Origin of the sequence: Streptomyces sp. NPDC059906 (assembly GCF_042730645.1) — a bacterium.
Lineage (GTDB): Bacteria > Actinomycetota > Actinomycetes > Streptomycetales > Streptomycetaceae > Streptomyces > Streptomyces rubrogriseus.
Window position 1 is genome coordinate 1 of sequence record NZ_JBHWKU010000050.1, and the last position, 14,097, is coordinate 14,097.

At 67.5% G+C, this 14,097-nt stretch carries 9 protein-coding genes and 1 pseudogene; 5 read left to right on the forward strand and 5 right to left on the reverse strand.

From position 1 onward, the window contains the following. Positions 1–87, forward strand: a pseudogene (locus ACFV9J_RS38545) (IS5/IS1182 family transposase); the annotation flags it as partial. Positions 88–554: 467 nt separating this feature from the next. Here the strand turns inward: ACFV9J_RS38545 and ACFV9J_RS38550 are convergent. The 4 genes from ACFV9J_RS38550 to ACFV9J_RS38565 form a co-directional block, all read right to left on the reverse strand. After that, positions 555–1,319 carry a restriction endonuclease gene (locus tag ACFV9J_RS38550; RefSeq protein ID WP_385362583.1) on the reverse strand — a complete coding sequence of 255 codons (765 nt, stop codon included), beginning with the start codon at positions 1,317–1,319 and terminating at the stop codon, positions 555–557. A gap of 131 nt (positions 1,320–1,450) precedes the next feature. Further along, positions 1,451–1,789, reverse strand: a complete 339-nt coding sequence (locus ACFV9J_RS38555; RefSeq protein WP_385362585.1) for a hypothetical protein — start codon at positions 1,787–1,789, stop codon at positions 1,451–1,453. Positions 1,790–1,794: 5 nt separating this feature from the next. Continuing rightward, the gene (locus tag ACFV9J_RS38560) at positions 1,795–1,965 is read right to left on the reverse strand and encodes a hypothetical protein (protein ID WP_385362586.1); all 171 of its coding nucleotides are present in this window, start codon (positions 1,963–1,965) and stop codon (positions 1,795–1,797) included. Positions 1,966–2,270: 305 nt separating this feature from the next. Then, on the reverse strand, positions 2,271–3,239 hold the full coding sequence (locus tag ACFV9J_RS38565; protein ID WP_385362588.1) for a DUF6615 family protein: 969 nt from the start codon (positions 3,237–3,239) through the stop codon (positions 2,271–2,273). Positions 3,240–3,718: 479 nt separating this feature from the next. Between ACFV9J_RS38565 and ACFV9J_RS38570 the strand changes: the two genes are divergently transcribed. Continuing rightward, a complete protein-coding gene (locus tag ACFV9J_RS38570; RefSeq protein WP_385362590.1) occupies positions 3,719–5,722 on the forward strand; it encodes an N-6 DNA methylase in 2,004 nt (667 codons plus the stop codon). Positions 5,723–5,750: 28 nt separating this feature from the next. On the opposite strand, the gene ACFV9J_RS38575 is transcribed toward ACFV9J_RS38570, so the two are convergent. Next, positions 5,751–7,238 carry a serine/threonine-protein kinase gene (locus ACFV9J_RS38575; protein ID WP_385362592.1) on the reverse strand — a complete coding sequence of 496 codons (1,488 nt, stop codon included), beginning with the start codon at positions 7,236–7,238 and terminating at the stop codon, positions 5,751–5,753. A gap of 206 nt (positions 7,239–7,444) precedes the next feature. Between ACFV9J_RS38575 and ACFV9J_RS38580 the strand changes: the two genes are divergently transcribed. Genes ACFV9J_RS38580 through ACFV9J_RS38590 form a run of 3 tightly spaced genes read left to right on the forward strand, consistent with a single transcriptional unit; the run spans position 7,445 to position 14,095 of the window. After that, positions 7,445–9,127, forward strand: coding sequence for a PD-(D/E)XK nuclease family protein (locus tag ACFV9J_RS38580; protein WP_385362594.1), 1,683 nt, complete (start codon positions 7,445–7,447; stop codon positions 9,125–9,127). A gap of 56 nt (positions 9,128–9,183) precedes the next feature. After that, a complete protein-coding gene (locus tag ACFV9J_RS38585) occupies positions 9,184–10,383 on the forward strand; it encodes a hypothetical protein (RefSeq protein ID WP_385362596.1) in 1,200 nt (399 codons plus the stop codon). After that, positions 10,376–14,095, forward strand: coding sequence for a hypothetical protein (locus tag ACFV9J_RS38590; protein WP_385362598.1), 3,720 nt, complete (start codon positions 10,376–10,378; stop codon positions 14,093–14,095). The genes ACFV9J_RS38585 and ACFV9J_RS38590 overlap by 8 nt, the downstream gene beginning before the upstream one ends. The last annotated feature ends 2 nt before the right edge of the window (positions 14,096–14,097 follow it).

The following is a 14,097-nucleotide window of genomic DNA, read 5'->3' on the forward strand; positions in this document are numbered from 1 at the left end:
TGGCGCATTTTCCGCAGATCCCGGTGCAGCCCGAATCGAATGACGTCAATCGCTGCTGCCGTCCTCACCCTGGAGCGGCAACGCTGAAAGAGCTCACTGCCTGGCACGCAACTCGTCGCCAGTCTCAGGAAGCCAACGGCTGATCCTCGTAAAGACGACCAGGCGTCGAGCGAAGGGATTGCCTATCGCAGCTTGGCCCTCTCACGCTGCTTTTAAGCGCCTTACCCCTGGACGTTTTGGCGTGCAGCGACCTCACCGATCGCCTTCTGAATCATGTTGTCGACCACCGGCTCAGTGAACCCGTCACAAGCGCGGTACACCGGCTCGCGGTGCCGACTGGTTGGGTAGACGAGCTCAGCCCGGGCCTCGTTGAGGATCAGGGTGCTGCATCCCGGGGTCTGCTCCGGGGATGGTGGCGTGGTGCAGTCCATCAGTCTCGGATTGCACTGCTTACCGGTGTTCCCGTCATACCCAACCGACGCGCAGCCGCTGAGGGCCAGCGCCAGGGTGGCCACCGCGACGCCCGTCCACCGTCTTCGGCTCATCTCTCGTCCTCAGCTGTCGCCGTTGTTCCAGTCGTCACCAAGAACCCAGCGCAGCGCCGACAATTCACCCAGAAGGTAGGCGACGTTCCATGCCTCATGATCATCGCCCTCGATGAGGAAGCCGTTGTCATCCGCGTGACGCTCTTCCATGAACCGCATACTGTCCTTGATCAGTTTGTCTTCCTGAGACGTCAAAGGCGGCCTCTGACCGATCTCCACGAAGTGGTACAGCAACTGCTTTCGGTAGTACCAGAGCTTGTCGGTGCGGTACTCCTCCGCGGCGACGATCTCCGCCTCTGTGCGGGGCCGGGAGTCGACGTAGCGGGACACGAAGGCGTCACGGCCCTCCAGCAGCTTGCCGAGCTGCGGGCGCTCCCAGTACTTAACCCTGAACGGCGGGCGGTTGTTGAGCTCGTATGACTTCAGGTACTCCTTGCAGGGGTTCGACAGGAAGCTGCTGGCGATTACCAGGGCGACGTTCGCTCGCTCCGCGCCGGCCCAGGCGAGCAGCCCCATGATCTTCTCTGGCGGCACGCCCTTCGTGTACTTCTTGCAGTCGACGAACCACCGCTCCACGTGAACCGCACCGTCGATATCCGTGATGTGCCGCTCTGCGACGACGTCCCGCCCGTTGTCGGCTGGACTTGCATTCAAGCCGGTGCCCTTGCGCCAGTCGACGTTGACGAACCCGAGCTCTTTCATGAGTTCGAAGCAGAACTCCTCGAACTCGGTGTCGGTCAGGTCGTCGTACGGCATCGCCTCGTCATTCACCACGCTGCCAGGGTAGCGATCAGTACCGACAACGCCGCCTCTCGGCGGTCAACGGCGGTCGCCAGCACGGGAAGGGGCAATGCCTACCCGTCCCGCTCTCTCGAAGCGGGACGAGGCCAGGATGCGAGGAGTGGTCAGGCCTGGGCCGCCGTGACGCAGTGGGCGCATGGCTTCCACCTAGGCGGCACTTCGCCGTCCAGTGGGAAGGTCAGCAGGTCGCCGCCGCGGTAACCCCGACGGAACCACTCGCAGTCGATGCCGCGGTGGTAGAAGTCGCTCGTCTCCGTGGTGACGAACTCAGGGTCGAACTCCCAGGAGCCGGGGCGTGCGTAGCGGCCGTACTGCTCGCGTACGCCGGCCCGAATGCTGCCGTCGCGGTCTCCCCGGCGCGTACGGGTGTTCACGCCGCACGCCTCGGCGAACTCGTAGACGTCGAAGTTCGGGTCGTGATGCCCGAGGACCTGGGCGGTCACCCACATCACGTTCGTGCGAACGGCGTTGGTTTCCTCGTCCGTGAGAGGACGCGGTCGCCGCGATTGGTGTCGCCCGCGCGGCTGTGGCCCGCGCGGTCGCGCCGATAGGGCGCGTCGGACCAGTCGTGATTGCTGATCTCGCGGGCGAAGTCGCGCGCGATCTTACTGAGCGTCATGCCGTCCCCGATAGGACCTTGAAGACGCTATCCCCCGACGGGCGGCGCCACCACTGCGTTTGAGTGGATAGGTGAAAATACGCCTGACTCCTCACCTGAACAAGAGGGGGCTGAGATGAGGTTGAACCGTCACGCCGAGTGACGTGCCGTCGCGGTGACGTTTTACGCGAATTTTCCGCCTTTGTGATGATCGATCCGAGTGGTCCGCAAACTCACCGGCGAGCCCGCCCTCACCGGGCGTCATACCTGCCCCGGGATCAAATGTGAATCAACAGACCATATGCTCAGTGAGCAGTAACGGGCTCTTACTTCCGCTTCCGTGTCCGCTTCGGCCTCCTCTCAATGATCACCGTCTGCCGCGCGGCAGGCGCCTCGTCCTCGGAAGCTGGTTCAAAGCGTCCCGGGGTACTCCTGCGCATTGCCTCGACGTACGGCGGAAGTTCGAAGGTTCGCTGGTCTCGATCGATCGGGATCTCTCCGAGGTGCCCAGAGGCGTCCCTGGCCCCGCGGGCTCCGCCTCGCCGTGTGAGCACATCGAGCGTGCCGTGGACGCGGTCGACCCAGTCACCGCGGTCCAGCCTGGGGTGCCAGCGCTGCTCCTCTCGCTTGGGGTCCCAGGGCGGGAAACCGAAGGCGTACGACCAGGGAAGGGCCGCTGACAGGTACTTCTGCACGCGGAATCTTGCAGCGGTGGGCGCGACGGTGTCGTCATCGCTGAGCTTCTTGACGTCGGCTGTAGCGATGATGGCGCAGCCGTAGTGGCGAGGCTCGGCGTGCTTGCAATCCTTGTACGAGCTCAGCCCGGGACAGGCGTTCCACTGGGCTGGTGGTGCCCAGTACGTTCCTTCTTCGAAGGTGCCCTCAGGCCAGCCGTTGTAAAAGACATGAAAGGCGTAGCGGGCCTGATCAGGGTCACAGCCCTTGATCAACGTGTCATACTGGAAGACGTCTTCGCCTGCTCCAGGGTGTTTCAGCATCCGGTAGGTGTTGTCCTCGTAGACGCGCTTGGCCTGGATGCGAAGGCAGACCCACCCCGCCTGGTCGTCTCCGATCCACCACTCCCAGTCAGCGCCCGAATCCCGCTCTTGCACTTGGTTGCTCTGGTAAGTCAGTAGTCCAGGGACTTGGTTCTGGAGCGTGAAGAGCAAGTTGTCCGTGACGGACGCCTCGTCGAACCGTCGCCCGGGAAGTCGTCCGAACTCGATGCGTCCCCAGGTGTCTATCGCTGCCGTGTCCATAGCGGTGCACAGGACACGGAGCCTCTCAATCGCCACAGTCGCACTCTCTCATGATGCAGCGATCAGCACGGGGCGCTGCGTGACTTGGACTGCGCGATCGGTCCCAACGCACGTCTGAGTCTGCACGGGTCCAGCCGTCCGACGCTCGCTGTGGCTCTGTGTGGCATCTACAGCGCTGACCTGGGGCCCTGTCTCGTGCCATCGGGTTGGACGTGAGGGTTAGAGACGGAGCCGTCGAAGGTGGTGCGGGGTGGTCGTCAGACTGCTGCCGAATGTGTGCTGGTCGTGTGCGGCGTTGTGGCTGGATACGGCTCACGAGCGCGCCTTGACGGTATTGAGGCGCGGAACCGAGCGCAGGGCGATGATCGGCCCTATAACCGCTGCCCCATCTCGTTCGTGCTGGCCGAGAGTACATTGACACAGTCAACGCGTAGGCTTTGCTCGCCAGTCGTATCGCACATCGAGTGCGTCATTGCCCGCCCCATCCAGCCACACCATCCTTGAGACGAGAGACCATGGAGCAGCAGGACGAACCGGTCACGCTCAGCCTTGCCGGGATCGCACGGCTCGCTGGAGTCGGTCGTGCCGCCGTGAGTAACTGGAGGCGACGGCACAGCGACTTCCCGGATCCTGTTGGCGGTACGGATGCCAGCCCCCTGTTTTCCCTGACGGACGCGGAGTCCTGGCTTCTCCGTCATGGCAAGATCGATGAGTCCTCTAGTGGCTGGGGCCGTCTGTGGCCACGAATCGAGGACCTCGGTGACCGGGATGGGATGGCCCATCTTTTGGCCTCGGCAGGTGAGCGATTGGCAATCCCGACCATGGAGGCGCCGCCTGAAGCCCCGGGCCCCGGCGCTACAGACCTGAGACTTGCGGACGAGATCGTGCGGCTGGCCCGTCGGCAGTCACCCGCGGAAGCCTTCACGGTGCTGCTGGATCGTTGGCACGCCGTCCACGTCCGCCAGTTGACCGTCACCCCCCGTCAACTGGCCGACACCATGGTGGCTTTGGCTGCCGAGCTGCATGACGGCAGTACGCCGGTGCGTCGGGTGCTGGACCCCGCGTGTGGGATGGGCTCGCTGCTGGCCGCGTCAGGTCGGAGATGGTCGGACCAGGTGCCCCCGCTTGTTCTCGCCGGGGTCGACAGCGACGCCGCTTTGGCCCGCCTGACCCGGGCCAGGCTGGCCTTGGAGTTCCCGGACTGCGAGCGCCACGTGCAGTCCGCCGACACAATGCGTGACGCACCCCTGCCGCAAGCCTCCCGCGCTGATGTCGTTTTGAGCTATCCACCGTCCAACGAACGTTCCTGGGGACACAGCGAGCTGGCGACCGACCCCCGCTGGGTGTACGGCGTGCCGCCGCGGACCGAGCCTGAGCTGGCCTGGGTGCAGCACTGTCTGTCCGTGCTAGAGCCCAAGGGTGTCGCAGTGCTGGTCCTGCCGCCCGGTGTCGCTTCGCGCAGGGCCGGACGGCGAATCCGGGCTGGTTTGGTGCGATCCGGAGCCGTGCGAGCCGTAGTCGCGCTGCCGCCTGGGAGCGCGCCGCCTCACGGGGTGGGGCTCCACTTGTGGCTGCTGGTGACACCCCGTGAGCGCCCTGGGAACGAGGTGACCTTCGTTGATGCAGCGGACTGCCGGACGACGGCACTCACTGGCCGTGGCACGGCTGTTGACTGGGACGGTCTGCGCGAGCGCACCGTGGCGGCCCTGCGTGGCAGTGCCGTACCAGGCACCACACGGGTGCCGGTCATGGAACTACTCAGCGACGACACCGATCTGACGCCCTCCCGCCGCACCGTGACTGAGCGGTCCGTGGGGCCAGTAGAACTGCGCCGCGCCTGGGCCGGCTGGGACAAGGCACTGATGGACGTCGACGACGCCGCCAAGGCTGTTCGTGACCACGAGGTGGGTGCCGCGGTGCCGGACGACCTCAGCTACACCGTCGTAGGCGACTTGGAACGTTCCGGCGCCCTGGACGTGACGGCCGGAAAGGCCGTCGCCGACGATCTGATCCAGCAGGGAACGCGTGCCGAGGGCGCGCTCTGCGTTGTCACTCCCTGGGCCGTCCGTGGCGAGGAACCCTGGGTTGCGGCGGCGCAGGCCGCCGGGCTGGAAGATGAGGGGCAGGGGGTTCTGACGTCCTTCGGTGATGTCGTAGTCGTGACCGCAGCTGGCGGATTCGACGTCTGGGTCGAGACAGCCGGCCCACGCCTGCTCGGCGCCCACACTGTTCGGCTGCGCACCGACCCTGCGCTGCTCGACCCGTTCTTCCTCGCCGCGTGTCTGCGGGCGCCAGGCAACGACCAGCGGGCAGGAATTCGTGCCTCCGCCACATCCCGAGTCGACGTACGCCGACTACGCGTCCTACGCGCGACAATGGCGCAGCAGCGGCGAATCGGGGAGGCTTACCGCCAGCTCAAGCGGTTCCGAGAGGCGGTGGCCGATCTGGACAGGAACGGTGAACTACTCTCCGCCACGTTGTCGGGGCTGCTGGCCCAGGGCAGGCTGACGGGGGACTGAGGAACTGGGGCTTGGCAGGCACCTGGCTTCAGTTTCTGCGAGGCTCGTCAAGCTGGCTGTCGAGGCGGGTCAGCAGCTTGTGGATTGCTTCGGGCAGACCCGGAGACACTTCTCCTTGCCTCGCGTCCAAAGCAAGTTCCTCCACCTCGACGCCCACCTCCCGGCACAATTCCATGGTCTGGTGGGACGGCCCCGGCCCAGGCCAAAACGTGAGTCCTTCGGTAAGTTCCCGCCAGTCGTCGGCCACCGCCTGGACTGGCCTCCCTTCCGCAGACATCACCTGGACCGCTCCGAGCTGCGCCCGGACCCGCAGTTCACCGGTCTCCGTGCCTGCCGGCGCGTCCGCGAGCCGCCTGGCGACGTCCCGGTAAGTGCGGCCGGCGGCGGCCGTCTCCCCACGCAGCAGCTGAGCACGGGCCACAGTGAGGCGCGCGCCCTGCACTTCGCGGACCGCCCCAGGGAGGCACTGCTCGGCGCGCACCAGCATTGCGGTCAGCTCGTCGACGGCCGTGCCTGGTTCGCCGCGTTCGACTTCGATCTCGGCCTCGGCGCACAGATTCCGCAGAGCGGACCGGGTAGGACCGCCGACGGGGCGACGATGCACCCGGGGGCGGCGCACGGCGGCGGGCGATGCTGTTGCGGGCGGGGCCGCAGTGGTGTGCGCGGCGCGATGGGGCAGCGTCGGGTCAGGATCGAAGCCGGGACGCGGAGCCGGGTCGCCGGGCGAGGGTAGTACCGGACGCCAGATCTCAAGGGCCAGTTCCAAAGGCGGCCTGTCGGTAGGTGACTTAGCAAGCATGCGGTCTGTGATGTCTACAATCCCGGATGGCAGGGTGGGGATATCGTCGCTGAGCAGCGGAGGTCGCTCCTCGCAGTGCAGGCGGGCCAAGTCGTAGTCGGAGTGGCCGGCCTCGAAAACCAGCCGTCCGGTCACCATCTGGAAGGCGATGCAGGCGACACCGTAGAGGTCGGCCTCCGGGCCCGGGTTACGTTCGCCGCGGTGGATCTCCGGGGCCATGTAGCCGATGGTGCCGGGCGTCCGGCCGTTGGTGTATCGGGTTGCCGTCGGGTCTTGTGGCAGGGCGATGCCGAAGTCGGTGAGATACACAACGCCGTCGCGCCGGGCCAGCAGAACGTTGGCGGGCTTGACGTCCCGGTGCACTACGCCCGCCCCATGTACCCGCCCGAGTACCTCCAGCAGCGGAACAACCACACACGCCGTGGCCGACAGCGTGGGTCTGTTCCGGGTCAGGAAAGCGTGCAGGTCCTCGCCATCGACGTACTCCGTGACGAGGTACGGGCGCGGCGGTGAGAGATCCGCGTGGACGAAGGCCGGCACGCCCTGGCCACCGAAGCGTCGGTGCATCTCGCACTCGCGGTCAAAACGCCTTAACTCTTGGGAGGTGGGGGCCCGGTATCCGCGTAGGGCGGCCACGGAATCTCGCGGCCATAGGAACTTCACTGCGACCGCCCGCCCGGCGCGGCTGTCGTCGGTCGCCCGGTAGACGACGCCCATGCCGCCCCAAGCGCCTTCCCCGGCACGGCTGAATCTGCCCGCGAGCTTCTTCCCCGCCGGCCATGGCTCCACCACGCACGCTCCCCGCTTCTCCTGGCGAACCGTCAGACGTCAAGCTACAGCAGATTATTGCGTGCCTTGACTTTGTTCACAGACTTCTGTCACGGTGATGCACCTCACCGCCGAGACCGCAAGGAGTCCGCACCGTGCAGCCTTGGGTCAATCCCCCCGGTACGGTCGGCGCCGGGCGCCTGGCCCGCATCCCGGTCCGTCACCTGCGGGACGAGGAGCCCGGTTGTCCGATGAACCGTGCGCTCAGTGTCCGCCGCGATGTGTTCGCTGTGGAGCGCGTTTCGTCCAAGACACCGCGCGAGGAGTTCCCGTTCGCGCTCGCGCAGGAGCTGCTCGACCAGCTGGAGTCCGGTGCGGCGCAGAACATCGAAGAGGCTCTGGCGCGGTGTCGCGGGACGCGGTCGCGGTGCCTGCCGCAGCATGTGGCCTGGTCGACGGCGGCCGCCGAGCGTTACCTCGATGCCCGCCGCAGGGACCAGGAAAGCCGCAATGACGCAAACCTCCCCCGCACGTTCTGTGCCCCAGACGCATGGATCGCGTTCCGCACGCTCGACGAGCCCGACGTGCGCGGCATCACCGACTACGAGCGCAGTGTCTGGGGGCGGCAGTATGTCTCGGGCGACGGAACGCTGCGCGAACTCGTCATTCCTGCCAAAGGAAATGCCAAAGAGTGCCTCCCATTGCCCGAACTCGCCGCTGTCGCCTCTGTCCTGTACTACGGGATCCCGGCCCGCATTCCTTCTTTCAAGCACCAGTCCCCAGCCCTGAGGCACCCGGCGCCACCGCCGCGGCCAGAACGTGTCCGGGTCTACTCTGCCGGCCTCACCGAAGGCCGTGTCCGTCTTCTGCGCGCAACCGACACCGACGCCTTCGCGGACTGGAGCGCCGCAGAGATCCGGGAATTGCACGAGCGACACGTCGTGCCGCGGCTCGGCCGTGTCCTCGACGGCCGTGAACGCATCGCCGGTTCCCACTGCTCGGGTTGCAAGGTGTTACCCGAGTGCCCCGCCGTACCGCGGGCGCCCGCCCTCCTCGTGGTTCCACCTCCCACGCCGCCTCGCAAGCGGCGCACTGTATCGGTCAGCGACCTGAGAGCACATCACGACTGCCCCGCCCGCTACCACCTGACCCGCGTACTCAAACTGCCGAACGCGGTTCGAGAGAACGAGGCCGTGCGCAGAGGCCGGGCCGTCGACAGCTGGCTCAACGCCCGTCACGCTTCGGCGGACGCCCCGCCGTGCCACGAGGTGCCTCTGCCCGCACACTTGCCGGGCCTCACGGAGGACGAGCTGGCTCCCGCCCTCGGGATGCTCCGGGCCCACTGGGCCCGGTGCCCGCTCGACAATCCGGCTGCGACGCAGTTCCGCCCGCAGCATCGAGTGGCAGCCCACGACCCACAGTCCGACGTCATGGTCATCGCCTCCTGCGACCTGATTTACCAGGAACGCGGCGGAGTCGTCGTCCGTGAAACCAAGACCAGCGCGTTTCCGCCGGGCAGCCGGTCCATTCCGCTGGAGAAGTATCCGCAACTCGCCCTCGCGGTACTGCTGCTGGCGACCGGCGTGCTCGGCGGCGATTTGCGACGGTCCCGCGTGGAGCTGGAGCTCCTTCGCCCGGACGGGGTGGCCCTTGAGGAGTTCGATCCGGGCGACGAGGCCACGGTAGAGCACGCTCGTATCGTTCTTGCCTCATACACCGTGCCCTGGTCCGCCGAGACCCGCTACGACGCGGCGCCCCGACCCGGCTACGACTGCACCGACTGCGAGGCGCTGTCCTGGTGTGCAACCGGCAAAGAGCGCGTGGGTGCCGCAGGTTGAGGGAAGTTCGAGCCTTCTCCGTCAAGTTGCTCGTCGCGCCACCTGGAGTGAGAACCGTGCCCGCAAGTCCCCTTGCCGCCTTCGATTCGTCCGCTGAAACGCTCGATGCCTGGGCCGCCCACGACGGCGTCCCGCTGCTGGCCACTGTGGCCCGGGCCCTGTGCGTCCTGGACCACACCACTGGGTTGGACGCCTTCTCTCTGCCATACCCTCCCGTCGTCCAACTCGCCCTGGACCGGGCGGTCGTCGCCTGGCTGCGCCGCGGACTCCGGCCACCCGCCTCGCTCGCGGAACTCGTCCAGCGGTGTGCCGACATCCCATTGGAAGACTGGCCCCTGTCTCTGCCGTCGGACGCCGTCGGCCCGGACGACGTTCTGCTCGACCCGTACTCGCATCGCCCCACCCAGTTGTGCCATGAGTGGAGTGAATGGGAGCGTTCGGCGCCTGACCCGGCTGTGCGGCATCGTGACCAGCAGGTGATGCGGACCGCTCTGGACCGGTGCCGCAGTCACGGAGAGGAGGACGCGTACACCGAGTTCCGCGGGCTACTGGTCCGGCGGCCGGTCTTGACGGCGCAAGAACTCTTCGCCCTGCATGGCGACTTCACGTTGGAGCCGGTCTGGGAGCTCATCGACTTGATCTACCCGGAGGTCCCTCTTTCCTGGAGCAGGGACGGTTGCTACGCGGTGTGCGGCCGCTGCGGGACACTGCTGACGCCGCTTGCAGGCGGAGAGTGGTGGTGCGAGAGGGATCGCTGTCGACGGCTGGGAGATCCACCGGTCGGCCGTCTGATCGAAGCGGCCCAGACTGGCACTGTTTACCAGTTGGAGCGCCCGTTGCGCCGACACGTCACCGGGCCTGGACTGGCCGAGGTGGAACTGGAGGAGCGGCTCGCCGGTCTGGGCCTGAGCGTCACCATGTGGCCCGGCTTTGACGCCTACGACCTTCTGGTGGTCTTCCCCGACGGCCACCGCTGGGCCATCGATGTCAAAGACTGGGCGCATCCAGCCTTCCTCGGCCGAGCCGCCCGCCCCGTGCGGCCCGAGCCTCCGTACGACGAGGCGTTCTGGGTGGTGCCTGTCTACCGGGTACGCGCGCGCCCCGGATATCAGCAGGCGTTTCAGCGAGCTCGGCCCGCAGCGGCCGCTGCCGTACGCCTGCTTACTGATGACGAAATAATCCGGGCCGCCCGGCAGCGGCTGGCCGATTCGCGCCGTGGCACCCGCGGCGACAGCCGGGAGGAACCAGATGCGTGACGAGAAAGTCTGGTGCGATTCGGTAGCGGGGGAGCTGGGGGACGAGTGGTCGGAGGCCGGTGCCCCGGACGGGTTCGGCCCGGTCGAGTTGTGCCGTGTCGAGTTGGGGCTGCGGCTGCTTGAACTGATCGCCCCTTCGGCGGATGCCGCAGACGCCTACGTGCTGTTCGGAGGCTATCCGTTCGCGCAGCGTGCCGGGTTGGCGCAGCAGCCGTGGCAGCGCATGGCCCTCGCAGCCGCCCGGCACCTTCTGTGGCAGTTCCGGAGGCGCGCCTGGCGGCAGGCGCTGGACTCCTACCGGTTGGTCTCCGACAGGCTGCGGGCTTACGAGCTGCCGCCTGACGGAACCGCCGGCGGTCCCCGACCCGTGGTGCCGATGGTGGCCGGGCGCCGGATGGACGTCTACGACCAGGCTCTTACCCAGTTGCCGAGCCTGGTCACCCGTGCCCTGAAACCGGCCCCCGCAGGGACAAGTTCTTTCCAGGAACGCCGCCGCATTGCCTCGGTCACCATTCCCGAGGAACTCGTCTTCGCCAACCCACCCGGCCACGACCTTGCCGCGGGCCGGCCCGGTGGCGGCGAGCCCCTCAGCGTGTGTCGCGCCGAACTGTGTGCGACGGCGCGATGGATGGACGAGCGCGAGCGTGAGGCGGGGGCCCAGCATCCGGGTCACTGGGAACAGCGGCTGGAGGGGGTCAGGTTCGCACCCCGCGATGCCGTGCGAATGGACTATACCGAGGCCGACGAGGTCGAACTGGCCGGAATGGTCCACCTGGCCGGCATGGTCGGTGCGGGCAAGAGCACCTTCATGATTTTGGTGGCCGTATGGGCCGCCCGGCGTGCAATCCCGCTGCGCACCACGCTCGTTGTCGGCGATGTCGCCGAACAGCTACGGCTGTGTGGTCTCTTTGACCTCCTCGGCATCGCCGTCGCGCCGGTGCTCGGCGCCACCACACGTGAGCAGCACGTCCAGCGTCTCCACCGACGGCTCTCCGCCCGAGGGCTCGACAACCTACTCGACCACGATGACCCCGGCTTCGACCTGCTGAGCACCGCGTGCCCGGTGAGCGGTTTGCGCGGCATCGAGGGTGACACGCTGGAATTCCGCGACGCACCATGCACCCGGCTGCACCCTGAGCCACAGCGCGGCGCGGCAGAACCGGAAACGGTCGTTCTGGAGCAATGGGCTCCCGATCGGAGGGCTGCCGCTCCCCGCATGTCCCATGCCCAGGACCGCCTGCCCGGCCGCCCGCACGGTTGCCCTCTGTGGGCTGAGTGCCCGCGCCATGCGGCTGCCCGCGCGCAAGTCGACGCTCTGATCTGGGTTGCCAACCCGGCCAGCCTGGTGCAGAGCCAGGTGCCCGCGCACCTCAATGAAGAGCGCTTGCGTCAGCTGGAACTGGCCTGTCTGCGCAGCGACTTGATTTTCGTGGACGAGGCGGACAGCGTCCAGATGGCACTGGACCGCCTTTTCACCCCATCTGGCACCCTGGTCCGCCCCGACACCGACTCTTGGCTCGACCAGCTCAACCGCTACAAGATTGAAGAGTTGAGCAGGCGGGCGCGCCTCCCGTTGACCGACGGCCAGGTCGCCCAATGGAATCGGGCCTTGGGTACCGTCACTCTTGCCGTCGACCCGCTCTGCGCTCTGCTGATCAAGAACGAAGACCTCAGGGAGTGGGCTGATCCCGCCTACTTCAGTCCGTGGACGCTCCAACAGAGCCTGCTCGACGACCTGTTGCGCGACGTGACCCAACGTTACCGCGAAAGTGTGCAGGGTCAGGCCGCACGGGAGGCGTCCGCTGCAGACGACACTGCTGCCGACAGCGCTGAGCTCTACGAGGGCTATGACGACGTGGCGCAAGAGCCCCGCCCTTCCCCGCACCTCGCGCTCTCCCCGGTCCGCCGCCTGCTTGAGGAAGCCTGGGACGCCTTCCGCGACGATCCGTTCGGGGAAGGCGAAGCCCTCGACCCGCTCAGCCGCGTCCTCGCTGACACGGCCGACGCTCTTCTGCACCATATGGCAGCAGGCCGCACGAAGGAGCGGGTGCGCAAGCTAGCCGGTCAGCTCGTCGACCAAGTGACGGAGGAGGTACGGGCGGAACAGCCCGCAGCTGCCACGCCTCCGCCCGAGCCAACGCAGGATTGGTGGGATGCCCTGTGTTTGCGGCTCTCCTTCCTCCTGCTACTCAGCACCCTGCATCACCGGCTTGAGCGGCTCACGTTTCTGTGGCCGCATGTGGAGGCCGCCCTCCGACTGGACTCCCAGGGCAGGGAGCTGGCCCGGCGCGTCCCGCTGGACTACGCCCCGCTGGTGCCCGAGGCGCCCATGGGTAACATCCTCGGCTACCAGTACCTCCCGGACGGCGAGGAACGCGACGACGCCGGCCGCCGCGGCGGCACCCTGCGCTTCTTCCGGTGTGCGGGAGTCGGGCGCGAGCTGCTGCTGAATCTGAACAGCCTCGGCGCCGACCCGGCCACCGGCCTTGGCGGCCCGCACGTCGTGTTGATGTCCGGTACCAGCTGGGCCGGCGAGTCCAGCCGGGCCCACGTCCGCGTCCCGGTGAGCCTGGTCCTCAAGCCCACGGACGCGTCCCTGGCTGCCGTGGCCCGAACCTCGTTCGCCACCCGTTTCCTCTACGACCGCGACGGCCGCCCGATGAGCCTCTCCGGCACACCGCCGCGCGACCGGCTCGCCCAAGCGGTCGCGATGGCTCGGCGGCTCGGTGAACCTGGCCTGGGCGGCACTTCGGTGCTGGGCCAGGAGATCAGCCGTATCCCCGAGTCGACCCGGCGTCGAGCGCTGATCCTCGTAGGCAGCTACCGGGAAGCTACTGCAGTGGCCGAGGCACTGCACCGGTTTGACGCCTGGCGCGGCAAGGTGAGTGCGCTGATCCCGGACGACGAAGCCCGCGGCAGCGGTGGACCAGCCGGCACCGCCCCCGGGCAGCCTGACGAGACTCCGGCGACGCTAAGGCGTGGCGACGTCGCCCGCTTCGCCGACGATGACACCGCAGAAGTCCTGGTCGCTCCGCTGCTGGCCGTCGAGCGTGGCCACAACATCCTCAACGAGGAGGGCAAAGCGGCCTTCGGCACGGCCCTGTTCCTGGTCCGCCCGCACCCCCGCCCCGACGACCTCGACCTGTCCGTCTTCGCAGTCAACGACTGGCTGAGCGGCATGCTGCGCGACGAGCCGCGCCGCGACAGCCTCGACGGCCCGCACACGCTCACCGAACTCATCGAAAAGGAAGGGTCGCTGGACGAAGCGGCCCGAGCCCTGCGCCACCAGGGCCGCCGCGAATGGCGCAGACTGCTCAACCGCAGGTACGCCTACAGCTCTCTGCCCGCCTGGGAGAAGCGCGCCTTTGCCTGGGACCAGCTTGTCACGCTGTGGCAGGTCATCGGCCGTCTGGTACGCGGCGGAGTGCCCGCGCGGGTGGTCTTTGTCGATGCCGCCTTCTCGCCGCGCCTGGCGAGGCAGCTCGCACCCGGCAGCGCGGGCCAGCAGTCCTCCGTGACCGATGTGCCGGGCACCGACGGCCTGCTCCATGCTCTCGGTGGCATCCTCGACCCCTACCTGGCAGACCGGCCACGCGGCGAACAGGCCGAGCCCGACTCCGCATCGTCCCACCCCGATGCGGCGGCTCGCGCGCTGGTCCGTCTCCTGTACCAGCCGTTCTACAACGCCCTCAGCACGATGACCCACCGCTGACC

Bases quoted from the DNA above. Each gene is read 5' to 3' on its own strand.
- ACFV9J_RS38570 (WP_385362590.1), top strand. From the start codon at position 3,719: ATGGAGCAGCAGGACGAACCGGTCACGCTCAGCCTTGCCGGGATCGCA.
- ACFV9J_RS38575 (WP_385362592.1), bottom strand. From the start codon at position 7,238: ATGGGCGTCGTCTACCGGGCGACCGACGACAGCCGCGCCGGGCGGGCG.
- ACFV9J_RS38560 (WP_385362586.1), bottom strand. From the start codon at position 1,965: ATGACGCTCAGTAAGATCGCGCGCGACTTCGCCCGCGAGATCAGCAAT.
- ACFV9J_RS38590 (WP_385362598.1), top strand. From the start codon at position 10,376: ATGCGTGACGAGAAAGTCTGGTGCGATTCGGTAGCGGGGGAGCTGGGG.